Source organism: Streptomyces sp. NPDC091292, assembly GCF_044757265.1.
In the GTDB taxonomy this organism is placed as follows: Bacteria; Actinomycetota; Actinomycetes; order Streptomycetales; family Streptomycetaceae; genus Streptomyces.
Window position 1 is genome coordinate 21,758 of sequence record NZ_JBIVUQ010000009.1, and the last position, 26,628, is coordinate 48,385.

Below are 26,628 nucleotides of genomic sequence, written 5' to 3' on the forward strand. Positions count from 1 at the left end.
CGGGCTCCTCGGGTGCCGAGGTCTCAAGCTCTCAGGCGCAATCCCCTCGGGGTCGCGTGGAAGCCCGCCGTTTCGAGGAGGGTGCCGAGTGGCGATGTCAGGGCCGAGGCGCCGTTGACGCGCTCCACTGTGACAGTGCCGAGGGACCCCGCGCGCGCGGCGGCTGCGAGGGCGTCGGCCGCCGCGGCGAGGCGGCGGTCGTCGGGGTCGGCGGGGGCGTCCGGATGTGCGGGCCAGGCCAGCAGGGTCTTGCCGCCGCGCTCCATGTACAGCGTCAGCTCGCCGTCGACCAGGACGACGAGGGACCCGGCCTTGCGGCCCGGCTTGTGTCCCGCGCCGGTCGGCGGTTCGGGCCAGGGCAACGCGGCTCCGTACGCGTTCGCGGGGTCGGCGGCGGCCAGGACCACCGCGCGTGGGCCGGTTGCGGAGGGGTTTCCCCGGCTTCGGAAACGGTTCGGGGCGGTGTACGGGACGGGGTCCGGGAAGCCGTTGGTCTCGCTGCCGTCGCCGCTGTCGCCGTCGTCGTAGGTCTCCCTCGCGTGCCCCGAGCCGTTGCCGCGCAGCGCGTGCGTGCCGTCCGTGGGGAAGCCGTGCGGATTGGTGCCGGGGAAGCCGTTGGAGCCGTCCGCCGGGAAGCCGTACGCGCCGTCGGTCCCCTCGCCCCCGGAGGGCCCCGGCAGCGTCTCGCCGCGCTCGCGGGCGTTGGCCGTGGCCCGCAGGCGGTCGACGGCGCCGTCCATCGCGAACTGTGCGGCACCCAGTCCCTCCACGACATACCCGCGCCGTGCCTGACCACTGTCCTCGAACGCCGACAGCACCCGATACACCGCCGAGAACCCACCCTCGACACCTTCCGCCGCGACCGCACCCCTGGTCACCACGCCGTGCCGGTCCAGGAGGGTACGGGCCAGGGCGTGCGCGCGCAGCGTCGTGTCGGGCTCGACCGGCGGCAAAAGGGACCACCGTCCGGCGACGGTCGGCGGGCCCGTACGCGACGCGGGGCGTGCGGCGGCGGTCAGGCTGCCGTAACGCCCGCGTGGTACGGCGCGTTTGGCGCGGTGGGCGGTGGAGCCCGCGGTACGGCCCGAGCCGAGCAGGGAGCGCATCGGGGACAGCGTGTCGTTGGTGAGGCGCCCGGACCATGCCAGGTCCCAGACGGCGTCGGCGAGTTGGGGGTCGGTGGCGTCGGGGTGTGTGGTGGCGCGGACCTGGTCGGTGATCTGGCGGAAGAACAGCCCGTACCCCCCGGAGAGGGCGTCCAGGACGGACTGGTGCAGCGGTGTCAGCTCCAAAGGGTGCGGCGGCGGCAGCAGGAGGGGCGCCGCGTCGGCCAGATACAGCGAGACCCAACCGTCCTTGCCCGGCAGGGCGCCCGCACCGGCCCACACCACCTCGCCCGCCGCGGTGAGTTCGTCGAGCATCGCCGGCGCGTACCCGGACACCCGGGAGGGCAGGACCAGTTTTTCCAGCGCCGACGCGGGCACCGACGCTCCCTGCAACTGCTCGACGGCGCGGACCAGACCGTCGACGCCGCGCAGTCCGCCGCGCTCGCCCACGTGCTGCCACTGCGGCAGGAACTGTGCGAGTGCCGCGGGCGGTACCGGCTCCAGCTCGTGGCGCAGCGCGGCCAGGGAGCGCCGCCGCAGCCGGCGCAAGATGGTCGCGTCGCACCACTCCTGGCCGATGCCCGCGGGATGGAACTCTCCCTGGACGACTCGGCCGCTCGCCGCGAGCCTCTGTAGTGCGCCTTCCGTGACGGCGACGCCCAGCCCGAAGCGAGCGGCGGCCGTGGCCGAGGTGAACGGGCCGTGGGTGCGCGCATAGCGCGCGAGGAGGTCGCCCAGCGGGTCCTTGACCGGCTCCGTGAACGCCTCGGGGACGCCCACCGGAAGGGCCGTCCCGAGTGCGTCCCGCAGCCGTCCCGCGTCCTCGATCGCCGCCCAGTGGTCCGTCCCGCCGATACGCACCCGGATCGCGCGCCGCGCCCCTGCCAACTCCTCGGCCCAGCGCGGTTCGGCGCCGCGCTCGGTCAGCTCTCCGGGGGTGAGCGGGCCGAGGACACGCAGCAGATCGGCGACTCCCTCAGCGTCCTTCACCCGGCGGTCGTCGGTGAGCCACTGGACCTCACGCTCCAGCTCCGTGAGGACGTCGGCGTCGAGCAGCTCCCGCAGCTCGGCCTGGCCCAGGAGTTCGGCGAGGAGCCGGGAGTCCAGCGACAGGGCGGCGGCGCGCCGCTCGGCGAGCGGGGAGTCGCCCTCGTACAGGAACTGGGCCACGTACCCGAAGAGCAGGGAGCGCGCGAAGGGGGACGGTTCGGGGGTGGTGACTTCGACGAGGCGGACCTTGCGGGACTCGATGTCGCCCATCAGCTCGGTCAGGCCCGGCACGTCGAAGACGTCCTGAAGGCATTCCCTTACGGCTTCGAGGACGATCGGGAACGAGCCGAACTCGCTCGCCACCTGGAGCAGTTGCGCGGCGCGCTGGCGCTGCTGCCACAGCGGGGTGCGCTTGCCGGGGCTGCGGCGCGGCAGCAGCAGCGCGCGGGCGGCGCACTCGCGGAACCGCGACGCGAACAGCGCCGAACCGCCGACCTGGTCGGTGACGACCTGATCGACCTCGCCTTTGTCGAAGACGACGTCACCCGCGCCTACGGGTGCCTGCTCCGCGTCGTACTCGGTGCCTGCCTTCGTCGGCTCCCGGTCGAGCAGGTCCAGGCTCATCAGATCGGCGTCCGGCAGGCGCAGCACGATGCCGTCGTCGGCGTGCATGACCTGCGCGTCCATGCCGTACCGCTCGCTGAGGCGGGCGCCCAGGGCGAGGGCCCACGGCGCGTGCACCTGGGCGCCGAACGGGGAGTGCACGACGACCCGCCAGTCGCCCAGCTCGTCACGGAACCGCTCCACGACGATCGTGCGGTCGTCCGGGACGTGCCCGCACGCCTGGCGCTGCTCGGCGAGGTACGCGAGGACGTTGTCGGCGGCCCACGCGTCGAGCCCGGCGGCCAGCAGCCGCAGCCGGGCGTCGTCCTGGGGCAGCGAGCCGACCTCCCGCAGGAACGCGCCGACCGCGCGCCCCAGTTCGAGCGGGCGTCCCAGCTGATCGCCCTTCCAGAACGGCAGCCGTCCCGGCACCCCGGGCGCCGGTGACACGAGCACCCGGTCGCGCGTGATGTCCTCGATCCGCCAGGAGCTGGTGCCGAGCGTGAACACATCGCCCACGCGCGACTCGTACACCATTTCCTCGTCCAGCTCGCCGACCCGGCCGCCGCCCTTCTTGGGGTCCGCGCCGGCGAGGAACACGCCGAACAGGCCGCGGTCGGGGATCGTGCCGCCGGAGGTGACGGCGAGCCGCTGCGCGCCGGGGCGGCCGGTGACCGTGCCGGCGACGCGATCCCACACCACGCGCGGGCGCAGCTCCGCGAACGCGTCCGACGGATAGCGCCCGGCGAGCATGTCCAGGACAGCCGTGAACGCCGATTCGGGCAGCGACGCGAAGGGCGCCGCGCGGCGGGCCAGCGCCAGCAGGTCGTCGACCTGCCAGGTGTCCATCGCGGTCATCGCGACGAGCTGCTGCGCGAGGACGTCCAGCGGGTTCGCGGGCACCTTGAGCGATTCGATCGAGCCCGTCCGCATGCGCTCGGTGACCACGGCGGCCTGCACCAGGTCACCGCGGTACTTCGGGAACACCACACCTGTCGACACGGCGCCGACCTGGTGTCCCGCGCGGCCCACGCGCTGGAGGCCGGAGGCGACCGACGGCGGGGACTCCACCTGGACGACGAGGTCCACCGCGCCCATGTCGATGCCCAGCTCCAGGCTCGACGTGGCGACCACGGCCGGCAGACGGCCCGCCTTCAGGTCCTCCTCGACCAGAGCGCGCTGCTCCTTCGACACGGAACCGTGGTGGGCGCGCGCGATGACGGGCGGCGCGCCCTGGGCCGCCCCGGAGCCGCCCATCAGCTCCGCCGGGGAATGCGCCTCGTCCAGCGGGTGGCCGGTCGCCCGCTCGTACGCGATCTCGTTCAGCCGGTTGCACAGGCGCTCCGCGAGGCGGCGGGAGTTCGCGAAGACGATCGTGGAGCGGTGGGCCTGCACGAGATCGGCGATGCGCTCCTCGACATGCGGCCAGATCGAGGGGCGCTCCGCGCCGTCGTCGGAGTCGGCGACCGGGGAGCCGCCCAGCTCGGCCAGGTCCTCCACGGGCACGACCACCGACAGGTCGAACTCCTTGCCCGACGGCGGCTGGACGATCGTCGCGCCGCGGCTCGGCGACAGATAGCGCGCGACCTCGTCGACCGGGCGGACCGTCGCCGACAGGCCGATGCGCCGCGCAGGGCGGGGCAGCAGCTCGTCCAGCCGCTCCAGGGTGAGCGCGAGATGCGCGCCGCGTTTGGTGCCCGCCACCGCGTGCACCTCGTCCAGGATGACCGTCTCGATGCCCGTCAGCGCGTCGCGCGTGGCGGACGTCAGCATCAGGAACAGCGACTCCGGGGTGGTGATCAGGATGTCCGGGGGACGGGTCGACAGGGCGCGGCGCTCGGCGGCCGGGGTGTCGCCCGACCGGATGCCGACCTTCACCTCGGGCTCCGGCAGGCCCAGCCGGACGGCCTCCTGGCGGATGCCGGTCAGCGGGCTGCGGAGATTGCGCTCCACGTCCACCGCGAGGGCCTTCAGCGGAGACACGTACAGCACGCGGCACCGCTTCCTCGGATCGGCCGGCGGCGGGGTGGACGCCAGCTGATCCAGGGCGGCGAGGAACGCGGCGAGGGTCTTTCCGGAGCCCGTCGGGGCCACGACCAGGACGTCCGAACCCGCGCCGATGGCCTGCCACGCCCCGGCCTGGGCACTGGTGGGCGCGGGAAACGCCCCCGTGAACCAGCTGCGGGTCGCGGGGGAGAACCCATTGAGAGCGCCGTGAGCGCCGTGAGCGCCGTGGGAGTCGTGAGCGGACCTGACCATGCCCCCATCCTGCACCCGACCACTGACAACGCCCGTCACCTGCGCAAACGCCCAGGGCGGCGGTGGCGCAGAATGGGGACATGGCAGGTTCGGGGGCGGAGCGGGCGCGGCACTGGCAGTACGCGGAACTGCCCGGTGTCGACCTGCTGCGGGCCCGCTACATCCACAAGACGTTCGTCCGGCACACCCACGAGAACTTCGTGATCGCCGCCATCAGCGACGGCGTCGAGGTCTTCCACCACGGCGGCGCCGACCAGTACGCGGGCCCCGGCTCGCTGGCCCTGGTCAACCCCGACACCCCGCACACCGGTCGGGCCGCGCTTCCCGAAGGCTGGCGGTACGGCGCCGTCTACCCGGCGCCCGACCTCGTCGCCGCCATCGCCGCCGAGACCACCACCGTCCGGGGCACACCCGGCTTCACCCGCCCGGTGCTCGACGACCCGTACGCCGCGTCCCTCGTCCACCGGGTGCTGCGCGCCGTCGACGAGGGCAACGCGCTCGCGGCCGACACCCTGCTGCGGGTCACCGTGACCCGGCTCCTGCGTGTCAACGGCGGAACCCTTCCGCAGCGCTCCGTGCGCTCGGCCGGCGCCCGTGTCGCGGCACGCGCGCGTGCCGTGCTGGAGGAGCGGATGGCCGGGCCGCCCTCGCTGGAGAAGCTCGCCGCCGAACTGGGCACCAGCCCCTTCGCGCTGCTGCGCGCCTTCCGCGACACCTACGGCATGCCGCCGCACACCTGGCTCACCGACGCGCGCGTACGGCACGCCAGGCGCCTCCTCGACGCCGGGACGTCGCCCGCCGACGCGGCCGTCGCCGTCGGCTTCACCGACCAGCCGCACCTCAACCGGCACTTCACCCGGATCGTCGGGGTACCCCCGGGCGCGTACCAGCGCGAGCGCAAGAACGTACAAGACGCCGGCGGCACGCTGCTTCTACCGTCCGAGGTGTGGCAGAACAGACAGCACCCGCGGACATAGGCCCGCACCCGGGCGGGCGGGGCACCTCAGGCAAGGCGGTCGGCCCAGGCGGTCCGGAACCCGCGAAGAGCGACGCGGCGGTCGTCCGGGACGCGCTCGGCGTCGGCGTCGCCGTCGGGCTCTCCGGATTCGCCTTCGGAGTGACAGCGGCGGGCAGCGGCCTCACCGTCCTGCAGACCTGCGCGCTGAGCCTGCTCGTCTTCACGGGCGCCTCACAGTTCGCCCTGGTGGGCGCGCTCGCCGCCGGGGGCAACCCCTTGACGGCCGCTGCCGGTGCCTTCTTCCTCGGAGTGCGCAACGCGTTCTACGGGCTGCGTCTCTCGCAGCTTCTGGCCCTCCCGCGCGCGGTGCGCCCGTTCGCTGCGCAGTGGGTCATCGACGAGACCACGGCCGTCTCGCTCGCCCAGCCCACGAGACGCGCCGCCCGGATCGGGTTCACGGTGACCGGGCTCACGCTGTACCTGCTGTGGAACCTCACCACCCTGCTCGGCGCACTGGGCGCCGAGGCCATCGGCGACACGGACGCCTGGGGGCTCGACGCCGCCGGCCCTGCCGTCTTCCTGGCGCTTCTCGCGCCCATGCTGCGTACGACCACGGAGCGCGCGGTCGCCGCCTTCGCGGTCGTCCTCGGACTCGGCCTGCTGCCCGTCCTGCCCGCCGGAGTGCCCGTCCTGGTCGCGGCGCTCGCCGCCCCGGCGGTGCTCTACGCGGAGGGCCGCAGGGCACGCGCGCGGGCGACCGCGCACGAGATCAGGGACACCGCCCGGGACGGCGCTCAAGGCGCTCAAGGCGCACACGTCGCCCCCGGCGACTCGCGGAACGACGCCCACGCCCGCGACGACGACTCGCAGAGCAACACCCACCACGACGACGCACACCACGACACATCGAAGGAAGACCGTTGACCATTTGGATCGCGATCGGCGCCACAGTGGTCGGGTGCTACGCCGTCAAGCTCATCGGCCTGCTGGTGCCCGTGGGCGTCCTGGAGAGGCCGCTCGTGAAGCGGCTCGCCGCGCTGCTGCCGGTGGCGCTGCTCGCCGCGCTCACGGCTCAGCAGACGTTCGCCGACGGGCGGGCCCTCACCCTCGACGCGAAGAGCGCGGGGCTCGCTGCCGCGGCTGTGGCGCTGCTGTTCCGGGCGCCGTTCCTGCTCGTCGTCGGGGCGGCCGTCCTGGTCACGGCGGGAGTACGCGCGATGGCGGGCTGAGCTGCCATCGCGCCCCCGCTTCTGCCCGTGTCTCCTCACGGCCGACCTCCGCTGCCCTGCACGCGCTTTCCGGCGCGCGCTCAGTCGATGCGCCGCCCGTACGCGCGCAGGGTCCGCAGGGCGTCGATGCTGACGATCGGACGCGACTCCAGGGCGCTGCCCGGCGCCCACTGCCGCCACCGGACCGGCCACCCGCCGTCGTCCTGCTGCTCGCTCTCCAGATGGTCCAGGGACAGTGCCATCTCGCCGTCCGTGAACCACGCGCGGGACACCGATTCGGGTACGCGCGCGAAGTCGTGCGGGAAGTGGTGCTCACCGGGCGCGTAGCCGGGTGACACCGGAAACGCGTCCAGCCGCTTCGGGTCGAGCACCGCGAGCCCCTGCTCCCGGACCAGCCGGCCCAGGCGGTCGGCGGCGGCCTCCGCGCGCGGGCGGTCGGGTACGCCGTCCAGAAAGGCGACGGCCGCCTCCACCTCGTACGGATGGGTCATGCCCAGGGACTCGACCGCCTGCCAGCAGAAGTCCGTGGCCCGGAACAGCCACGCGTGCCACACGTTGTTGCCGTGCAGCAGCCCCACCACGGGCCCGGTCGCCAGCAACTCCCCCGGAGGGTTGTCCACGACCGGCACGAAGGGTGCCGCCGGATAGCCGCGCTGACTGGGCAGGACCGCCGGGAGAGCGCCGTCGGACGTCGAGACGGAGGTCAGATACCGGCACACCCGCTCCACACGCTGCCCGCCGCAGCGCCCGATCGAGTCCAGCACCCGCAAGGCGTGCCCCGCGTGCAGCGGCTGGCTGACCGGCCCCCGCAGATCGGGTTCGAGCGCGTGACCGTAGCCGCCGTCGCCCGTGCGGTAGGCGTCGAGCGCCGTCTCCACCGCGTCCGCCGCGCCCTCGCTCCGCGAGCCGATGAAGTGATACGCGAACCTGCGCTGCTCCAGCACGCGCGCGGTGAGCCACACGAACTGCTCGGCACGGGCCAGCGCCGACCGCGACGAGGACGACGGGGGACGTACGGATGCTCCGGAATCGGCCATACCCTGACCGTAGGGCGGAAAGCGTGCAGAGGGGGCCACCCGGGCGGGGCTGCACCCTCAGGGGCGGGATACTGGGGGCATGCGGTTGACGGTCTTCTGGCAGCAGATGGCGGACCATTTCGGTCCGGGATACGCCGACACCTTCGCGCGCGATCACGTGCTCTCCGGGCTCGGCGGGCGCACGGTGCACCAGGCGCTCGACGCGGGCTGGGAGGCCAAGGACGTGTGGCGCGCGGTGTGCGTCGCGATGGACGTACCCGCCGAGCACCGGTGATCCGCGGGGTCCGTGAACGCCCGCTCCGACCGTGCCGGGAGGCCCGATGTGGAGGGGCGGGGTCGGATTGTCGGTGGCGTGGGCGAGACTTGCTCCGTGGCACCCACTGACGACACCGCGCAGACGACCCCGACGCCGTTCGGCACGACGCCGGCCGAGCCGCCCTCCGAGGCGGGCACGGCGAGCCGTGGCGCCCGCATGCCACGCTGGCTGCCGCGCGCCATGGTGCTCGCCCTTGCCCTCGTCGCCTGCTTCCAACTGGGCAGTTGGGCCTTCCACCAGCTGACCGGGATGCTGATCAACATCCTGATCGCCTTCTTCCTCGCGCTGGCCGTCGAGCCCGCCGTGAGCCGGATGGCCGCCCGCGGCATGCGCCGCGGACTGGCCACCGCGCTCGTCTTCCTCGGCGTCATGATCGTGAGCGCGGGCTTCGTCACGCTGCTCGGATCGATGCTCGCGAACCAGATCATGAGCATCGCGGAGGACTTCCCGAAGTACCTCGACTCGGTGATCAACTGGATCAACTCCACCTTCCGCACCGAGCTGAACCGGGTCGCCGTCCAGGACAGCCTCGTCCACTCCGACTGGCTCCAGAAGTACGTCCAGAACAGTGCCAGCGGCGTCCTGGACGTGTCCGCACAGGTACTCGGCGGACTCTTCCAGCTCCTGACGGTCCTGTTGTTCTCGTTCTACTTCGCCGCCGACGGACCCCGCCTGCGCCGCGCCCTCTGCTCCGTCCTGCCGCCCGCCCGGCAGGCCGAGGTGCTGCGCGCGTGGGAGATCGCCGTCGACAAGACCGGCGGCTATCTGTACTCCCGCGGGCTGATGGCACTGATCTCCGGCATCGCCCACTACATCCTGTTGCAGGCTCTGGGCGTGCCCTACGCGCCCGTGCTCGCCGTCTGGGTGGGCCTGGTCTCCCAGTTCATCCCCACCATCGGCACCTATCTCGCGGGCGCCCTGCCGATGCTCATCGCCTTCACGGTCGACCCCTGGTACTCGCTGTGGGTCCTGATCTTCGTCGTGGTCTACCAGCAGTTCGAGAACTATGTACTCCAGCCCAAGCTGACCGCGAGGACCGTGGACATCCACCCCGCTGTCGCCTTCGGCTCGGTGATCGCGGGCACCGCGCTGCTCGGCGCGGTCGGCGCCCTGATCGCCATCCCGGCGGTCGCGACGCTCCAGGCGTTCCTGGGCGCGTACGTGAAGCGGTACGACGTCGCGGACGACCCGCGCGTGCACGGGCGGCGGCGCACGGGCGAGGGTCTGCTGTCACGCGCCCGCGGTATGTGGACCGGCCGTCCGTCCGGCCGTCCGGAGCCCGAGGCCGCGGGTGCGGGCGGGGCGCGGGTGGAGGTGGAAGCGGGGCCGACCGGGGTCATACGCACGGAACCCGACGCGGACGGTGCCACGAGCAGCGGCTGAACACTCGGCCGTGCCCAGGGGACGCTCAGTACGTCATGAGCGCCCACACCCCCGCACCGGCGACGGCAGCCGCGTAGCAGCACACCGCGCCGAACACGACCCTCTCCTTCGTCCCGTCCCTCCAACCGGTCAGGGACATCAGCCAGGCCAGGGCGGGCAGCACGAGGACCGCGTGCAGACTCACCCCGTGCAGTGGCTTGAGCGGCGCCGTCGAGTGGTACGCGGCCTCCTGGTGACCGGTCCGGGTGAGCACCACCCCGCGCGCGATCATCGCGGCGCCCGACAACAGGGCGACGATCAGCACCGCGAACCCGGAACGCACGGCGAGCCCCATACCGGCCGGCCCTGTGGGGCGGCGCCGGAACGACGCGACGGCGAAGGCGGAGAGCAGCACCACGAGCACGCCTCCGCCCACCGCCAGGGACATCGACACCCGGCTGTCGAAGGCGCTCTCCATGTTGAGATGCGACGGCACCCCACGCCACGACTGAAGGGTGATCCCGCCGACCTCCAGCACACAGTCGGCGGCGAACACGACCAGCAGAACGTTCCGCACGCGCGAACCGATCCGCAGATATGACGTCACCCAGGTGATCGCCATCAGTGTCAGCCCGAAGGAGAGCCCGAATGTGACGGGCTTGCGCCAGGAGACGGGCCCCTCCCAGGGACCGCCGTCCACGGCGAACACCACCAGATGCGCCAGACCGGAGAGGACGAGGACGGCACCCACCGCGTAGCAGAGGCGTTCGGCGGAGCGCGCCGCGCGGCGCAAGGACGCGGAGGGCGGGGTCATCGGGGGAGTGTTCCGGTTCGGCTTTCCATGGGCCCCAGCTTCGGCCGGTCACACAGCCCGGTCGTCCTCCGGCCGAAGACTCCGGCGATACGCCCCCGGGAGTACGGCTGCCGGGTTCGTCGGCCTGATGGTGTCGGATCCGGCGACGCGTCGGACGCGTGGTGTCGGACTCGTGGCGTCAGACCTGCGGTGTCAGACCGTGAACGTAGGCTCGGTGGTGCCGCGTGGTGCGCTTGACACCAAAATCGAACATCCATTCTTATTGAGGGGTGGTCGGGGCCGTCGGGCCCGAGTTATCCACAGGCTGGACCGGCGTCGGGGCGCATTGTCAGTGGCAGGCGCTAGCGTCTGTGACGTGAAGCGATCGACTCAAGCAAACCGGGTGGAACCCATGGCAGGAACCGACCGCGAGAAGGCGCTCGACGCCGCACTCGCACAGATTGAACGGCAATTCGGCAAGGGCGCCGTGATGCGCCTGGGCGAGCGGCCGAATGAGCCCATCGAGGTCATCCCCACCGGGTCGACCGCGCTCGACGTGGCTCTCGGCGTCGGCGGCCTGCCGCGCGGCCGAGTGGTGGAGGTGTACGGACCGGAGTCCTCCGGCAAGACGACCCTCACGCTGCACGCGGTGGCCAACGCCCAGAAGGCCGGCGGCCAGGTGGCCTTCGTGGACGCGGAGCACGCCCTCGACCCCGAGTACGCGAAGAAGCTCGGCGTCGACATCGACAACCTCATCCTGTCCCAGCCGGACAACGGTGAGCAGGCCCTGGAAATCGTCGACATGCTCGTCCGCTCCGGCGCCCTCGACCTGATCGTCATCGACTCCGTCGCCGCACTGGTGCCGCGCGCGGAGATCGAGGGCGAGATGGGTGACTCGCATGTCGGCCTCCAGGCCCGGCTGATGAGCCAGGCGCTCCGGAAGATCACCAGCGCGCTCAACCAGTCCAAGACCACCGCGATCTTCATCAACCAGCTCCGCGAGAAGATCGGCGTGATGTTCGGCTCCCCGGAGACCACGACCGGTGGCCGCGCACTGAAGTTCTACGCCTCGGTGCGCCTGGACATCCGCCGCATCGAGACCCTGAAGGACGGCACCGACGCGGTCGGCAACCGCACCCGCGTCAAGGTCGTCAAGAACAAGGTCGCGCCGCCCTTCAAGCAGGCCGAGTTCGACATCCTCTACGGCCAGGGCATCAGCCGCGAGGGCGGTCTGATCGACATGGGCGTGGAGCACGGCTTCGTCCGCAAGGCAGGCGCCTGGTACACGTACGAGGGCGACCAACTCGGACAGGGCAAGGAGAACGCCCGTAACTTCCTCAAGGACAACCCCGACCTGGCGAACGAGATCGAGAAGAAGATCAAGGAAAAGCTCGGCGTCGGTGTGAGGCCCGAAGCCCCGACCGCGGAGCCCGGCGCGGACGCGGCCGTCGCCGCACCCGCCGACGACGCGGCCAAGACCGTGCCCGCGCCGGCGGCCAAGGCCGGCAAGACCAAGGCCGCGGCGGCCAAGAGCTGATCCGTGACACGGCGAACCGATTGGCCGGACCCCTCGGGTCCCGCCGACCGCGCGGGCCGCGGCCGTGCGGTCGGCCACGACCCCTGGGACACGGGGGACGACGACCGGCCACGACGTGAGAACAGCGGGGGAACGGACCTGCCCGGAGACGGCCACTGGGACGGCCGGCGCCGGGAGGAAAGCGACACCGAGCGGGGCGACGAAGCGGACGGACGCCGGGGCGGGGGCAGGCGACGACGTGGCCGCTCCGGCCGTTCCGGCGGCCACCAGGACAGCGGTTCCCCTCACTCGTCGAGGGCCGAAAAGGGGGAATCGCCAGGGGACCCGGCTGAGCAGGCGCGCGGCATCTGCCTGCGCCTGCTCACCGGGACCCCGCGTACCCGCAAACAACTCGCGGACGCCCTCCGCAAGCGAGAGATCCCCGACGACGTAGCCGAGGAAGTGCTCTCCCGCTTCGAGGAAGTCGGCCTCATCAACGACGGTGCCTTCGCGGACGCCTGGGTGGAGTCCCGGCACCACGGCAGAGGACTGGCCCGGCGCGCCCTCGCCCGGGAACTGCGTACCAAAGGCGTCGACTCCACGCTGATCGACGAGGCCGTGGGGCAACTCGACTCCGAGCAGGAGGAGGCGACCGCCCGCGAACTGGTCGCCCGCAAACTGCGGTCCACCCGGGGCCTCGACCGGGACAAACGCCTCCGCCGCCTCGCAGGCATGCTCGCCCGCAAGGGCTACCCCGAGGGCATGGCCCTCCGGGTGGTCCGCCAGGCATTGGAGGAAGAGGGAGAGGACGTGGGGGACTTGGGGGACGAGGGGATCTGAAGGGGAGGGCGGGGAGGGGGGAGGGGGGAGGGCCCCCGGCCCCTAACTCGGCCTGATGGTCGCGAGTTGGGCCAGCAGCAGAACCAACCGGTATGCCTCCGCGTAGTCGGCGGCCGTGAAGGTGATGGTGCGGGCGCCCTTCGCGCGGGAGACGCCCGGGACGAGTGTTGCCAGGTCGACCATGTACGGGCCGTAGAGATCGACCTCGACCTCCAAAGGGCCGGCGAAGGTCAGTGGTGCGATCTGGGCGCGCCGTTCCACGGCTTCGGCGGCCGAGCCGCGTAGACGCTCGCGGGCTTCTTCGGGGTGGAGAGCGATGGCGGCGCTCTGACCGAGGGCTTGCTTGACGGCGACGGTGAGCGCGGACGGGACCAGTTCGGACAGTTCGGCGCAGGCGGTGTCGTCGCCGCTGAGCAGCACGACCGGCGCGCCCATGTGCCCGGCCATGGCGGCGTTGAGACCGATCTCGCCGAGGGAACGTCCGGCGACGCGTACGTCCAAGATGCCGTCGTTCATGGTGTGCGCCAGCACGGCCGGGCCGCCGCCCGCGCGGGCGTGGTAGCCGATGAGCATCACCGCGTCCGTGTGGTCGTCGAGCCCGCCGAGCATGCCCAGCGGACGTGGCTTGCCGCGCACCAGGTGCGCCCGCCGGTCGAGTTCCTCGGGCAGCACATTGCGGAACGGCCCATGTGCGTCGGCGACCAGAACCACAGCGGTGGGATCGGCGTCCAGGACGCCGGCGATCACAGCGTTCGCTTCGGCCGTCATCAGGGCACGGCCGCGCTCGTAGTCGTAGCGATCCGGATTCGTCTCGGTGGGATGCACGATCCCCGAGATGCCCTCCATGTCCACAGAGATCAATACCTTCATGGGGCAGCGAGCTTACGCGTCCCGCACAGCGAGCCCCTGGGCGCGGCACCGGCCGGTGGAGATGTACACGTGGTGGGGGTAACCCCCGTACACACATGCCTGGTTGCCGGAGTGCACAGGTGTCTGTGCACAGACGACTGTGTACGCATGGCACAGGAACCCGGGGTCGTCGAGCTGTCCGATCTCGCCGCGTTGAAGGCATTGGCCCAGCCGCGGCGACAGTTGATGTTGCAACACCTCACCGTGCACGGCCCGGCCACGTCGGCGACGCTGGGCCGGGCGCTCGGGCTCAACACCGGTGCGACCAGCTACCACTTGCGGGAACTGGCGCGGTACGGGTTCGTCGCCGAGGCCGAAGGGGCGGGGCACGGACGGGAGCGGTGGTGGCGGGCCGTACCGGGCGACCGGCGGTTTCCGCCCCGCAGTCGGCAGAGCCCTGAGATGCGGCTCGTCATGGAGGAGCTGGACCACCTGGCGTACGCCGCCGACCTGGAGCTGTTCGCGCAGCTCCGGCGTGAGGCCGACGCCGAAGCCGAAGCAGACCCGCCTGGCAACCCCGGTCGCCCCGAATCCCCTGACGGCCCCAACGGCCCTGCAGGTCCCCATAGTTCCCCCGGACCCGACAGCCCCGGTGCGTCCGGTTCGGCCGCCACCTCAGGCGTGACCGACCCCGCCTGGGCCGATGCCTTCCCCTACTCGCGCGGCACGATCCGGCTGACCGTGGACGAACTGCACGAGTTCTTCGAGGCGTACATCGCCCTGCTCAACCGGTACAAGCGGCCCGAGGCCGAGACCCCTGCGGCGGCACGGACGGTGCTCACCCGTTTCCTCGCCTTTCCCGCGCCCCAAGACAGAAGCGAGAGCCACGAATCATGATGCTGCGTTATGCCCTCCGGACCGTCCGGGCCCGGAAGGGCGGGTTCCTCGGAGCCTTTCTCGCCCTGATGTGTGCCGCCGCCCTCATCACTGCCTGCGGGACTCTTCTCGAAACGGGTCTGCGCGGCACCATCGGCACCGAGCGGTACGCCGCTGCCCCGCTGGTCGTCTCCGCCGACCAGAACGTCCACCAGACCACGGTCAAGAAGAAGGGCAAGACCAAGGTCAAGCACAAGGCGAAGCCGATCGCCGAGCGCGCCTGGCTGCCGGACGGTGTGACGCGGAAGGTGCAGGACGTGCCAGGAGTCGGCCGGGTGGTCCGGGAACTAACCTTCCTCGCCCAGCCGTTGACCCTGCGTACGAGCACCGGAAACACCTCCGCCACCAAGTCCACCCCCGCCACGGAAACCCCCGTCACCCGCGACACCCCCGTCAACCTCGATCCCACCCGCCCCTCCTTCGGCCACTCCTGGGCCTCCGCCGCCCTCACCCCGTACACCCTCACCGAGGGCATCCCGCCCCGTGCCGCCGGTGATGTCGTCGTCGATCGCGGGCTGGCGGACCGGGCCGGGATCGGGCCCGGGGACCGGCTGACCGTGCAGTCGACGCAGGCGCCCCGCACCTACCGCGTGTCCGGTGTGGCCGCCCCGCAGGGGGTGGCGGTGCGGCATCAGACCTCGCTGTTCTTCTCCGACGGTGAGGCCCGGCGACTGGCCGCCCGGCCCGGTCAGGTCACCGCGCTCGGAGTGGTTCCGGCCCCCGGGACGGACATCGCGCGGCTGAAGGAAGCTGTCGCGGAGGCACTGAAGGGCACCACTGCGCAGATCAGCACCGGTGACGCGCGCGGACCGGTGGAGTTCCTTGATGCCGCGAGCGCCCGCATCCGGCTGGTGAGCATGGGCGGGGCGATGGGTGGTACGTCGCTCCTGGTCGCGATTCTCGTGGTCGTCGGGACCTTCGCCCTGTCGGTGCAGCAGCGGCACCGGGAACTCGCCCTGCTGCGGGCCGTCGCCGCCACACCCGGGCAGATCAGGAGCCTGCTCAGCCGCGAGGCGCTGCTGGTGGGCGCCCTCGCCGGAGCGGCGGGCGCGCTCGCGGGGCTGCCGCTCGGCGGGTGGCTGTACGGACGGTTCGTCGCCATGGGTGCGGTTCCGGCGACGCTCGAACGGGCCGTCAGCGTCTTCCCGTTGTTCGCCGGTTTCGGCGCGACGCTGCTCGGTGCCTGGGCCGCCGCCCGGGTGTCGTCCCGTCGTGTCGCGCGGATCCGCCCCGCCGAGGCCCTTGCGGAGGCCAAGGCCGAGCGGTCCCGCCCGGCTCCGGGGCGGGTCGTCGCGGGGCTGGTGTTCCTGGCGGGGGGCGTGGTGCTCGTCGCCGTGCTCAGCATGTTGCGGACCGAGCCGGCGTCGACTCCCGTGACGTTCCTGGCCGTTGTGGTGCTGGCCAGTGCCGTGTCGCTGCTCGGCCCGCTGCTCGTCAGGGCCGCTGCCGCGATGCTGCGCGGCCCGCTGCGGCTGGCCGGCCCCGGCGGACGGCTCGCCGCCGCGAACCTCGCGGGCAACGCGGGCCGCATGGCGGCGGTGGTCACGCCGCTGACCCTGCTGATCGGCATGGTCTGCACCGTCCTGTTCGTCCAGCCCACCCTCGGTGACGCCGCCCGTGCGCAGGCGCGCGAAGGCATCCGCGCCGACTGGGTGCTGGCGGCGCGGGGACCCGGTGTGCCCGAGGAGGCGGTACGGGCCCTGCGCGGCGCGCCGGGTGACGGCACCGTCGCCACCGAGGTCGTCCGCACCACGGTCCGCGTCGGTCTCGACAAGTACCCGGCGCAGGGCGTCACCCTGGACGGTCTGACGCGCACCTGGGACCCGGACGTCACCCGGGGCACGCTGCGGGACCTGCGCGGCGATCGGGCCGCCGTCAGTGAACTCGCCGCCGACCAGCTCGGCCTGCGTCCCGGCAGCACGCTGAAGCTCACCCTCGGCGACGGCACGCCCGCCACTCTCACCGTCGCCGCGGTGTACGCCAAGGGCCTCGGCTTCGGGGACATCACCCTGGCCCATGACCTGGTCGCCCGGCACGTGGACAACCCGCTCGCCGCCACCGTCCTCGTACGGAGCGACCGTACGAAGGAACAACTCGCGGCGGCCGTGCAGAAGTTCCCGGGTGCGCGGATTCTCGCCCCGGTCGCCGCCGACAACCTTCAGGCGGAGCGGCAGCGGGCGAACGCCGAGGTGAACCATCTCGCCATGGCACTGGTGCTCGCGTTCACGGCCATCGCCGTCGTCAACACCCTTGCCATGTCGGTGTCGGAGCGGATCCGTGAGTTCGCGATGCTCAGGCTGGCGGGTGCGACCCGGCGTCAGGTGCTGCGGATGCTGCGCATCGAGGCGTTGTCGGTGCTGCTGATAGGTACGGCGCTGGGCAGTGGGATCGCGCTGGCGGTGCTGACCGCGTTCAGTGTCGGTATGACCGGCAGTGCGGCCCCGTCCGTGGTGCCGCTGCTGTATGTGGCGGTCGTCGCGGTCGCCGGGCTGCTCGCCCTCGTCGCCACGGCGCTGCCGGGCCGGGTGGCGCTCAGGCCCCTTCCGGTGTCCGTGGCGACGGCCAAGGAGTAAGGGGCAGTACGCAAGGGTGGGCGCCCCTTACCCGAGGGGCGCCCACCCTTGCGTAACGTCCAGTGTTTTCAGGGATGTTGTGCCTACGTCGCCTCCGTGACCGGGAGTCCTGCCGCCTTCCACGCCTGGAAGCCGCCGATCAGGTCGGTCGCCCGGTGGAGGCCCAACTGACGGAGAGAGGCGGCGGCGAGGCTGGACGCGTAGCCCTCGTTGCAGAAGACGATGACGCGCAGGTCGTGGCTGGTGGCCTCGGGGGCGCGGTGGGTGCCCTGGGGGTCGAGCCGCCACTCCAGCTCGTTCCGTTCGACGACGAGGGCGCCGGGGATCAGCCCGTCGCGCTCGCGCAGGGCCGCGTAGCGGGTGTCGACGAGCAGTGCTTCGCCCGACTCGGCTGCCGCGTAGGCCTGTTGGGGGTCGATCCGGTCGAGGCCCGCGCGGACCCGCTCCAGGTGCGCGTCTATGGAGATCTTCCCGGTCACTGCCAGTCCTCCGGGCGTTCGACGTGTTCGAGCCGCAGGATCGGTCCCGAGCGGCTGTAGCGCCGGATCTGGGGGAGCGGCGGGTAGTACGCGTGCACGGAGATGGCGTGGTTCTCGGCCGACTCGTTCAGCACCTCGTGCACATGGTGCTGGCCGAAGGCGCGGCCCTTGCCGGTGGGCAACTGCCGTACGCGGTCGACTCCTTCGCTCAGTTCAAGGGTCTGCCAGCCGTCGGCGGGGAGGCGCGCGGCGAGCGAGTTCTCCTTCAGCTCCCCGGCCGCGGTGAGGAAGGCGCCGATGGATTCGGCGTGGTCGTGCCAGCCGGTGCCGGTGCCGGGCGGCCAGCCGATCAGCCATGCCTCGCTGCCGCCGGGTCCTTCGAGGCGGACCCAGGTGCGGCCCTCGGGGTCGAGGGGGAGGGAGGCGATGGCTTCGGCGTCGGCCGCGACACGGCGGACGTAGTCGAGAAGGTCCGCCTGGGTGGGCGGGGCGACGGCCTGGGCGGAGGGGGTCGCGGATACTGCGGGTTGGGACACGGGTGCCGTCCTGGAGGTTCGCAGGGACCACGCTGCCAGGTGCGGGCCGGGACGTCTGCGTAGCGAGGTACGCGCGTTCAGGACCGGGCCGTACGGAGGCCGCGTGGAGGAGGGGGCGAGGCTGAAGGTGCGAAATCAGTCAGGACAAACGACACACGCAGCCCAGATAGCGGACTAGGTCCATATGGACCCTCCGCCATAGGCGCACCTCGGTGTCGGTCACGATCCGGAGTACACCATGGTGGTGTGCCCCGGTCAACTCCATGTCGGAGAGCGGAACGCGCCCCGCGACGGCGGCCCGTTCGACGGCCGTCCCGCGCGCGAGGGACACCCCTCACGGGCCGGACGCCCGCCTCCCGCCCTGGCCGACAATCGCTGTCGCGGGACGCCGCCGAGGCCCGCCTGCCGCCTCCCCGGCCCCCGCCCCCTACCCGCCGCCCACCTGCCCCGGCTACCGCGAGCTGCGGGCCGGTTCCGACTCCGTCGCTCCCCCCAGCGTCGTCTCGGCCGCCGCGTACAGCTCCGCCGGGCGGACGCCGGTGAAGGAGTCGACCAGGTGGCCGTCGGGGCGGATCAGCAGGACGCTGTGCGCGGCGGCGCCGGGGTAACTCTCGGTGACGAGGAGTTCGGCGCGGTGCGGGAGCGCGGTGACGGCGGCGGCCAGCCGGGGCATGATGCCGGCGGTCACCCAGTGCCTGCGCTCCCACACGCCGGTGCCCGGCGCGACCAGGAGCACCACCAGATGCCCGAGCCCCAGCCGCTCCCGGAGCATGACGAAGGTGCCGTCCTCGGCGGTCACGCGGACGTCCACGACCGGCGCCCCCGGCGGCGTGTGCACCTCGGCGGACGCGTCCGTCGGCGCGGGCGTCAGGGGCGAGCCCGTGTACGCGCCCGGCGCGCCCAGCGGACCGCGTCCCAGGTGACCGTCCGTGAGCAGCGCGTCATGGCCGCGCGCGGCGCCCGGTACGTACGCGCGCAGCCCCCCGCCGCCCCGCAGTATCGGCAGGGACTGGTCGGCGGCGCGCAGCCGGGCGGCGACGACGGCGCGGCGCTCGGTCTGGTAGCTGGCGAGCAGCGCCTCGTGCGGCCCGTGGTGCCAGGTGTGCGCCAGCTTCCAGGCGAGGTTGTCCGCGTCCCGCAGCCCCTCGTCGAGGCCCTGGGTGCCGAGCGCGCCGAGCAGATGCGCGGCGTCCCCGGCGAGGAACGCGCGCCCGACGCGCCACCGGCGGGCGAGCCGGTGGTGGACGGTGTGGACCCCGGTGTCGATCAGTTCGTACGGTGGTGTGCTCCCTCCGCTCCAGCCGGCCAGGGTCTCCCGGATGCGCGCGACGAGCGATTCGGGGGTGACCAGCTCGCCCCGTGCCGGGAGCAGCCAGTCCAGGCGCCACATCCCGTCGGCGAGGGGGCGTCCGGTCACCTCGCTGCCCGACAGCCGCCACGGCGGCATCCGATGCAACAACGCTTCACCGGGCCAAGGAAGTTCCGTCCGCAGCGCGGCGACCGCGTGCCGTTCGACGGCGGTGCGGCCGGGGAAGCGGATGTCGAGGAGCTTGCGCACGGTGGAACGGGGGCCGTCGCAGCCGACCAGGTAACTGCCGCGCCACCATGTGGCCTTGGGCTCCCGGGTGTGGACGGTCAGCCCCGCGGACTCCTGCTCGATGGAGTCGACCCGGCTCTCGGCGGCGACCTTGACGAGCCGCTCGCGCGCGACGGCGTCGCGCAGCGCGGTGGTGAGCGTGTGTTGCGGCAGATGCAGAGGAGGTGGATTGTCGTCACCGAAAGTGACGTGCTGCATGAGTTGTTTGCGGCGCATCGACCGCCATCCCGTCCACCGGGTGCCGGTCGCGGTGAACGGCGATCCGGTGAGCCGTTCGACCAGTGCCGCGGTGTCGTCGCGCAGGACGGCGGTCCGCGCAGGGCGCTGTTCGTCCTTGCCGGGGCCCTCGTCGAGGAGGACGGAGGGGACGCCGTGGCGCGCGAGCGCGAGGGAGAGCGTGAGCCCGACGGGGCCCGCGCCGGCGACGATCACCGGGTCCACGGCGCGGCGCCTCCTGCCCGGCGGGGTGTCCATGGGGTCGTACGGCGGCAGACGGGCGGGGCGGGATGCGCGATCACAGAACGTATGCAACCCATTGCCGGTGTCCCCGTCAAGCGACGGAGGCAGTGGCGATCATGCCACTGCCTCCTTGGGCCACACATTCGGCTCACACGGCGTCAGATGCGGTACGCGCGCGGGAGATGCGGTACGCGTGCGGGGACACGCCCTACGCGCGCGTGCCGTCCGTCCCGTCGGGCGCTCAGTCCTTGGAGAGCGCCCCCGCGGTGGACCCGTCGCCCGGACGCTGGCCCGGGACGACGTCCGACGTGGCGGGCTCGGCCGCCGCGGCCACGACGACCCCGGTCTTCGCGCGCCGGCCGCGCCGCTCGATCCAGCTCGCCAGCGAGGACAGCGCCATGCAGAGCGCCACATAGATGGCGCCGACGACGATGACGACCGGCGTGATCGGGTTCTCGCCGTTGACGATGATGTTGTTGGCCATGGTCCGGGCCGCGTACAGCAGCTCCGGGTACAGGATCATGTAGCCGAGCGAGGTGTCCTTGAGGGTGACCACGAGCTGGCTGATCACCGTCGGCAGCATGGACCGTACGGCTTGCGGCAGCAGCAGTGTCATCATCACCTGCGACTTGCGCAGGCCCAGCGCGTAGGCCGCTTCCACCTGTCCGCGCGGGACGGCGTTGATGCCCGCGCGGAGCACCTCGGCCTGGACGCAGCCGTTGTAGACGGTCAGACCGATGACGAGGGCCCAGAAGGCGGTGCTGTCACCGATGACGCCCAGGTTGTCCCGGTAGGTCAGGAACACCACCCACAGGCCGTAGATGGTGATGAGCAGCGGGACCGCGCGGAACAGCTCGATGAAGCCGGTCGCCAGCCAGCGGACCGGCTTGTGGTCCGACAGCCGGGCGACGGCGAGCAGCAGACCGAGGACGAGTGACAGCACACCGGCGAGCGCGAACGCCTTGAGGGTGGCCAGGACGCCGTCGCGGATGTTGGTCCGCACACCGGCGTTGTTGAAGATGTTCCAGACCTCGGGCTCCAGCTGGCCCTTGACGTTCAGGCGGTAGACCGCGAAGACGATCAGGCCGAGCACGGCCGCCGAACCGACGACGGTGTAGATCAGGTTGCGGACACGGGCCTTGGGGCCCGGTGCGTCGTACAGGACGCTCGAACTCATCGTGCGACCCCCATGCGCCGCTCCAGCAGCCGGAACAGACCGCTGATGGTGAAGGTGATGACCAGGTAGCCGAGTGCCACCCAGAGGAAGATCCAGGCGATGTCGAAGCCCTGGTCGCTGAGCAGCTTCTGCACACCGAACAGTTCGGCGGTGCTGAAGGCGCCCGCGATGGCCGAGTTCTTCGTCAGCGCGATGAAGATCGAGCTGAGCGGCGGGATCACTGTGCGCGTGGCCTGCGGCAGCACGATCAGGCGCAGCGTCTGGAAGAACGTCATCCCGATCGAGCGGGCGGCCTCCGCCTGGCCGAGGGGCACCGTGTTGATGCCGGAGCGCACTGCTTCGCAGACGAACGCGGAGGTGTAGAAACTCAGTGCCAGCAGCGCCTTTGTCCACGGGCTGAGTCCCGGCATGAAGATCACCGGGACGACGAACCACGCGACGAGGAACAGCAGGGTCAGCGGGGTGTTCCGGAAGAGGGTCACCCAGGCGGTGCCGAAGAACCGCAGGGGTGGCACGGGCGACACCCGGAATCCGGCGATGAGGACACCCAGCACCATGGCGAGAACCCCGCTGGCCAGGGTCAGCAGGATGGTGCCTATGAACCCCTCGCGGAACTCCGGGAGATGGTCGAGCAATACGTTCACGGGGATGTCCTCGTGGGCGGCGGCGGACGGGCAGGAAGGGCCGCCGCCGGGCGCGCCACGCGGACGCGCCCGGGACGGACGGAGTGCTGCCAGGAGAGCCGGCGGCGCCCTGGGGCGCCGTCAGGGTCGATCAGGAGCGGTCAACCGATCAGGGGCGATCAGTAGCGCTCAAGCGCCGGCGGCTCGGTGTACGTCGAGCCGGACAGGCCCAGCGTCGCGTCGTACGCCTTCTTGTAGTCGCCGTTCTTCTCGTGCGCCTCGATGGCGTCGGAGACGGCGTCCCGCAGCGCCTTGTCGTCCTTGTTCATGCCGATGCCGTACGGCTCCTTGGTGAACGGCTGGCCGACGACCTTCAGCTTCTCGGGGCGCTGCGCCGCGTACCCCTTGAGGATGGCGTCGTCCGTGGTGACGGCGTCGACCTCGTTGTTGAGGAGCTGCTGGACACACTCGGAGTACTTCGACAGCTCGACGGTCTTCGCGCCGTACTTGGGCTTCTTGATCTCCTGGAGCGGGGTCGAGCCCTTGATGGAGCAGACCGTCTTGCCCTTGAGCGAGTCGGGGCCGGTGACGGCGGTGTCGTCCTTGCGGACCAGGAGGTCGGCGCCGGCCAGGAAGTACGGGCCCGCGAAGCCGACCTGCTTCTTGCGCTCGTCGTTGATCGTGTACGTGCCGACGTACAGGTCGACCTCGCCCTTGGAGATGGTGGTCTCCCGGACGTTGGAGTCGACGGTCTTGAACTCGATCTGGTCGGGCCCGAAACCGAGGTCGGCGGCGACCATCTTGGCGATCTCGATGTCGAAGCCGGACCGCTTGCGGTCGGTGTCCTCGAAGCCGAGGAACGGCTGGTCGTTCTTGGCGCCGATGACGAGCTTGCCGGCGCTCTGCGCCTTCTTCAGCGTCGCCGAGTCGATGCTGACGTCCTTGGCGACCGTGTACGTGGGCAGCTTCGGCGCGTCCTTGCCCGAGGACGCGTCGCTCGGCTTGTCACCGGCGTTGCCGGAGTCGCCGCCACAGGCGGTGGCGGTCAGGGCGAGGGCGGCAACAGCCGCGGCGACGGCGGCGCTCTTGCGGAGCTTCATGATGAAACATCCTTAGTGTCGACAGATTCGGGAGAGGCGACGGTTGGGGACAAGACGCACCGTCGCAGGGCGTCACACTCCGGTGAGGAAGGATCTTCGACTCAGTGGTGCAGGATCTTCGACAGGAAGTCCTTGGCCCGGTCGCTGCGGGGGTTGCTGAAGAACTGGTCGGGGACGGCCTCTTCGACGATGCGGCCGTCGGCCATGAACACGACGCGGTTGGCGGCGGACCGCGCGAAGCCCATCTCGTGGGTGACGACGACCATGGTCATGCCGTCCCGGGCGAGCTGCTGCATGACCTCAAGGACCTCGTTGATCATCTCGGGGTCCAGGGCCGAAGTCGGCTCGTCGAACAGCATGACCTTGGGGTCCATGGCCAACGCCCGTGCGATGGCGACGCGTTGCTGCTGTCCGCCGGAGAGCTGCGCCGGGTACTTGTCCGCCTGGGTGCCGACGCCGACCCGGTCGAGGAGCGCGCGGGCCTTCTCCTCGGCGGTCTTCTTGTCGGCCTTGCGGACCTTGATCTGGCCCAGCATCACGTTTTCGAGCACCGTCTTGTGCGCGAAGAGGTTGAAGGACTGGAAGACCATGCCGACGTCGGCGCGCAGCCGTGCCAGCTCCTTGCCCTCCTGGGGCAGCGGCCTGCCGTCGATCGAGATGTCCCCCGAATCGACGGTCTCCAGGCGGTTGATGGTGCGGCACAGGGTGGACTTGCCGGAACCGGAGGGCCCGATGACGACGACGACCTCGCCACGGGCGATGGTCAGATCGATGTCCTGGAGCACATGCAGCGCGCCGAAGTGCTTGTTCACGGTCTTCAGCACGACCAGTTCGTCGGCCGCGGGTACGGCGTCCTTGGCCACCGATACATCCGTCATCGACTTATTGCTCCGTCCTCCTCGATTGGGAGGACAGTAATGACGTGGTAATGCCACCGTCAGTACATCTGAGGGGAACTTGAGCATAACGATCCGGTCGCAAGCGTGCACTGGCTGTGATGGGTCCCCGCGCCGAGGCCCGCTGCGCACCGCTCCCGCGCGCGTACCGGGTGCGTAACGGAACGTGTGCGGCGCCCGATCCCTCTTGACGGGGTCCCTGTGGATCGGCGTGGATGCCTAGGGCACGAGGGAACGAACGGTGAACCGAAGGGGGCCGGCATGAGACTGCTTCTCGTCGAGGACGACGATCACGTCGCGGCTGCCCTGTCGGCGGTCCTGGCACGGCACGGCTTCGACGTCGTCCACGCGCGCAGTGGCGAGGAGGCGCTGCGGGCGCTGCTCCCGGACGCGGCCCCGGCGCGTGCGCCCTTCGCGGTGGTCCTCCTGGACCTGGGCCTGCCCGACCAGGACGGGTACGAGGTCTGCGGCAAGATCCGCAAGCTCACCAGCACCCCGGTGATCATGGTGACCGCGCGCGCGGACGTACGGTCCCGCATACACGGCCTCAACCTGGGCGCCGACGACTACGTGGTGAAGCCGTACGACACCGGTGAGCTTCTCGCCCGTATCCACGCCGTCAGCCGCCGTACCGTCCCCGACGAGGGCGGCGCGTCCACGGACAGCGATCTGCGGCTGGGGCCCGTGCACATCGAACTGCCGACGCGCAGGGTCAGCGTCGACGGCGTCGCCGTCCAGCTCACCCGCAAGGAGTTCGACCTGCTCGCGCTGCTCGCGCAGCGGCCCGGTGTGGTGTTCCGCCGGGAACAGATCATCAGTGAGGTGTGGAGGACGAGCTGGGAGGGCACGGGACGCACCCTGGAGGTCCATGTGGCGTCCCTGCGCTCCAAACTGCGGATGCCGGCCCTCATCGAGACCGTGCGGGGTGTGGGCTACCGGCTCGTCGCCCCCGCGTCCTAGAGGCCGCGAGTGGGTGCCAGGCTCCTCCCGCTGCTGATCGTCCTGATGGCGGGGGTTCTGCTCGCGCTCGGGTTCCCGCTCGCCGTGAGCCTCGCCGCGCAGGAGCAGCAGACCGTCGTCGTCGACCGGATCGACGACACCGCGCGCTTCGCGTCACTCGCCCAGTTCGTCACCCGTCAGACCAGCGGTTCCCGCGTCTCGTTCCGGGACGAGCGCCAGGACACCCTCCAGAAGGAGCTGGCGCGCTACTACGAGGTGTACGGGATCAGGGCGGGCGTCTTCTACCGCAACGACGAGCCCATGGCGCACGCCCCCGAGAACTGGTACCTGCCGGACGAGGGCGCCGTGAGGGACACATTCCAGGAGGCCCTTCTCTCGCGCCCCGGGCACAATCCGGACCAGGTGTGGCCCTGGCAGGACGGGCGGCTGGTCGTCGCGTCGCCGGTCATCCGCGACGGTGACGTGATCGCCGTCGTCGTCACCGACTCGCCCACCGGACAGATGCGGTCCAAGACGCTGCGGGGGTGGCTGGTACTCGGCGCCGGCGAGGTGGCCGCGATGCTCCTCGCGGTGGGGGCGGCGCTCCGGCTGACGGGGTGGGTGCTGCGGCCCGTGCGCGTGCTCGACGCGACGACCCACGACATCGCGACGGGCCGCCTCAAGTCCCGGGTCGCGGCGGCCGGCGGTCCCCCGGAACTCAGACGCCTGGCCCGGTCGTTCAACGAGATGGCGGACAACGTCGAGGACGTGCTCGAACAGCAGCGCGCCTTCGTCGCCGACGCCTCCCATCAACTCCGCAACCCGCTCGCGGCGCTGCTCCTGCGCATCGAACTCCTCGCCCTCGAACTCCCCGAGGGGAACGAGGAGATCGCCTCGGTGCGCACCGAGGGCAAGCGCCTCGCGCAGGTGCTCGACGACCTGCTCGACCTGGCGCTGGCCGAGCACGCCGACTCCGACCTGAAACTGACCGACATAGGCGCGCTGGCCGGCGAGCGCGTCGCCGCCTGGCGCCCGCTCGCCGAGGACAAGGGCGTGCGGCTGACCGGACAGTGCCCCGCCGTCACCGCCTGGGCCGACCCGGTGGCCCTGTCCAGCGCGCTGGACGCGATCGTCGACAACGCCCTCAAGTTCACGCCGGCCGGCGAGGAGGTCCGCGTCACGGTCGCCGCCGACGGTACGACGTCGACGGTCGTCGTCAGGGACGGCGGCCCCGGCCTCACCGACGACGAACTGTCGCGCGTCGGGGACCGCTTCTGGCGCAGCGGACGGCACCAGAACGTGAAGGGTTCGGGCCTGGGCCTGTCCATCTCCCGGGCCCTGCTCGCGGCGGGCGGCGGCAGCATCACGTACGAGCGGCACGAGCCGCACGGGCTCAGGGTGACGGTTTCGGTGCCCCGGTCGGCGCCGTGAGCGGCCTGACGGCGTGGGGCTCCG

General features: G+C 71.7%; 21 protein-coding genes and 1 pseudogene. 11 read left to right on the top strand and 11 right to left on the bottom strand.

The window, feature by feature from the left end; all coding sequences use genetic code 11:
* Positions 1–23: 23 nt before the first annotated feature.
* Entirely contained in the window at positions 24–4,958 is a 4,935-nt protein-coding gene (locus ACIQNU_RS24205; RefSeq protein ID WP_401370005.1) for an ATP-dependent helicase, read from the bottom strand.
* 80 nt (positions 4,959–5,038) lie between these two features.
* Between ACIQNU_RS24205 and ACIQNU_RS24210 the strand changes: the two are divergent.
* From ACIQNU_RS24210 to ACIQNU_RS24220, 3 genes and pseudogenes are all read left to right on the top strand, one after another.
* Positions 5,039–5,932, top strand: a pseudogene (locus tag ACIQNU_RS24210) (AraC family transcriptional regulator); the annotation flags it as partial.
* Entirely contained in the window at positions 5,905–6,840 is a 936-nt protein-coding gene (locus tag ACIQNU_RS24215) for an AzlC family ABC transporter permease (RefSeq protein ID WP_401370008.1), read from the top strand. The pseudogene ACIQNU_RS24210 and the gene ACIQNU_RS24215, both read left to right, overlap by 28 nt.
* Entirely contained in the window at positions 6,837–7,145 is a 309-nt protein-coding gene (locus ACIQNU_RS24220) for an AzlD domain-containing protein (protein WP_401370011.1), read from the top strand. Before ACIQNU_RS24215 ends, ACIQNU_RS24220 begins: the two co-directional genes overlap by 4 nt.
* Positions 7,146–7,225: 80 nt before the next feature.
* Here ACIQNU_RS24220 and ACIQNU_RS24225 read toward each other — a convergent pair whose 3' ends face one another.
* Positions 7,226–8,182: a hypothetical protein gene (locus ACIQNU_RS24225; protein ID WP_401370014.1), complete on the bottom strand. Its 957-nt coding sequence runs from the start codon at positions 8,180–8,182 to the stop codon at positions 7,226–7,228.
* A 79-nt stretch (positions 8,183–8,261) separates the two neighbouring features.
* Here ACIQNU_RS24225 and ACIQNU_RS24230 point away from each other — a divergent pair, with 79 nt between their 5' ends.
* Together ACIQNU_RS24230 and ACIQNU_RS24235 are read left to right on the top strand one after the other, a co-directional pair.
* Complete coding sequence (locus tag ACIQNU_RS24230) at positions 8,262–8,456, top strand: DUF3046 domain-containing protein (protein WP_401370017.1); 195 nt, start codon at positions 8,262–8,264, stop codon at positions 8,454–8,456.
* Positions 8,457–8,552: 96 nt separating this feature from the next.
* Complete coding sequence (locus ACIQNU_RS24235; protein WP_401370019.1) at positions 8,553–9,881, top strand: AI-2E family transporter; 1,329 nt, start codon at positions 8,553–8,555, stop codon at positions 9,879–9,881.
* A 25-nt stretch (positions 9,882–9,906) separates the two neighbouring features.
* Here ACIQNU_RS24235 and ACIQNU_RS24240 read toward each other — a convergent pair whose 3' ends face one another.
* The gene (locus ACIQNU_RS24240) at positions 9,907–10,674 is read right to left on the bottom strand and encodes a hypothetical protein (protein ID WP_401370022.1); all 768 of its coding nucleotides are present in this window, start codon (positions 10,672–10,674) and stop codon (positions 9,907–9,909) included.
* 391 nt (positions 10,675–11,065) lie between these two features.
* On the opposite strand from ACIQNU_RS24240, the gene recA reads away from it, so the two are divergent.
* The gene (gene recA / locus ACIQNU_RS24245) at positions 11,066–12,190 is read left to right on the top strand and encodes a recombinase RecA (RefSeq protein WP_401370024.1); all 1,125 of its coding nucleotides are present in this window, start codon (positions 11,066–11,068) and stop codon (positions 12,188–12,190) included.
* Positions 12,191–12,193: 3 nt separating this feature from the next.
* Complete coding sequence (recX, locus tag ACIQNU_RS24250; protein ID WP_401370026.1) at positions 12,194–13,009, top strand: recombination regulator RecX; 816 nt, start codon at positions 12,194–12,196, stop codon at positions 13,007–13,009.
* 42 nt (positions 13,010–13,051) lie between these two features.
* On the opposite strand, the gene ACIQNU_RS24255 is transcribed toward recX, so the two are convergent.
* Complete coding sequence (locus ACIQNU_RS24255; protein WP_401370027.1) at positions 13,052–13,879, bottom strand: M55 family metallopeptidase; 828 nt, start codon at positions 13,877–13,879, stop codon at positions 13,052–13,054.
* A 147-nt stretch (positions 13,880–14,026) separates the two neighbouring features.
* Here ACIQNU_RS24255 and ACIQNU_RS24260 point away from each other — a divergent pair, with 147 nt between their 5' ends.
* Positions 14,027–14,755, top strand: a complete 729-nt coding sequence (locus tag ACIQNU_RS24260; RefSeq protein ID WP_401370028.1) for an ArsR family transcriptional regulator — start codon at positions 14,027–14,029, stop codon at positions 14,753–14,755.
* Positions 14,752–17,367 carry an FtsX-like permease family protein gene (locus tag ACIQNU_RS24265; RefSeq protein ID WP_401370031.1) on the top strand — a complete coding sequence of 872 codons (2,616 nt, stop codon included), beginning with the start codon at positions 14,752–14,754 and terminating at the stop codon, positions 17,365–17,367. The genes ACIQNU_RS24260 and ACIQNU_RS24265 overlap by 4 nt, the downstream gene beginning before the upstream one ends.
* 83 nt (positions 17,368–17,450) lie before the next feature.
* Here the strand turns inward: ACIQNU_RS24265 and ACIQNU_RS24270 are convergent, their stop codons facing one another.
* From ACIQNU_RS24270 to ACIQNU_RS24300, 7 genes are all read right to left on the bottom strand, one after another.
* A complete protein-coding gene (locus ACIQNU_RS24270; protein WP_401370032.1) occupies positions 17,451–17,846 on the bottom strand; it encodes a rhodanese-like domain-containing protein in 396 nt (131 codons plus the stop codon).
* Positions 17,843–18,382 carry a cysteine dioxygenase gene (locus ACIQNU_RS24275; RefSeq protein ID WP_401370035.1) on the bottom strand — a complete coding sequence of 180 codons (540 nt, stop codon included), beginning with the start codon at positions 18,380–18,382 and terminating at the stop codon, positions 17,843–17,845. The genes ACIQNU_RS24270 and ACIQNU_RS24275 overlap by 4 nt, the downstream gene beginning before the upstream one ends.
* 451 nt (positions 18,383–18,833) lie before the next feature.
* Entirely contained in the window at positions 18,834–20,420 is a 1,587-nt protein-coding gene (locus ACIQNU_RS24280; protein ID WP_401370523.1) for an FAD-dependent monooxygenase, read from the bottom strand.
* A 259-nt stretch (positions 20,421–20,679) separates the two neighbouring features.
* A complete protein-coding gene (locus ACIQNU_RS24285; protein WP_401370037.1) occupies positions 20,680–21,615 on the bottom strand; it encodes an amino acid ABC transporter permease in 936 nt (311 codons plus the stop codon).
* Complete coding sequence (locus ACIQNU_RS24290) at positions 21,612–22,259, bottom strand: amino acid ABC transporter permease (protein WP_401370040.1); 648 nt, start codon at positions 22,257–22,259, stop codon at positions 21,612–21,614. The genes ACIQNU_RS24285 and ACIQNU_RS24290 overlap by 4 nt, the downstream gene beginning before the upstream one ends.
* Before the next feature lie 158 nt (positions 22,260–22,417).
* Positions 22,418–23,338, bottom strand: a complete 921-nt coding sequence (locus ACIQNU_RS24295; RefSeq protein WP_401370042.1) for a glutamate ABC transporter substrate-binding protein — start codon at positions 23,336–23,338, stop codon at positions 22,418–22,420.
* Between the two features lie 101 nt (positions 23,339–23,439).
* On the bottom strand, positions 23,440–24,216 hold the full coding sequence (locus ACIQNU_RS24300; protein ID WP_401370045.1) for an amino acid ABC transporter ATP-binding protein: 777 nt from the start codon (positions 24,214–24,216) through the stop codon (positions 23,440–23,442).
* Positions 24,217–24,495: 279 nt separating this feature from the next.
* On the opposite strand from ACIQNU_RS24300, the gene ACIQNU_RS24305 reads away from it, so the two are divergent.
* Both ACIQNU_RS24305 and ACIQNU_RS24310 read left to right on the top strand, forming a co-directional pair.
* Entirely contained in the window at positions 24,496–25,194 is a 699-nt protein-coding gene (locus ACIQNU_RS24305; RefSeq protein ID WP_401370048.1) for a response regulator transcription factor, read from the top strand.
* A gap of 9 nt (positions 25,195–25,203) precedes the next feature.
* Positions 25,204–26,604, top strand: a complete 1,401-nt coding sequence (locus tag ACIQNU_RS24310; protein WP_401370051.1) for an ATP-binding protein — start codon at positions 25,204–25,206, stop codon at positions 26,602–26,604.
* The last annotated feature ends 24 nt before the right edge of the window (positions 26,605–26,628 follow it).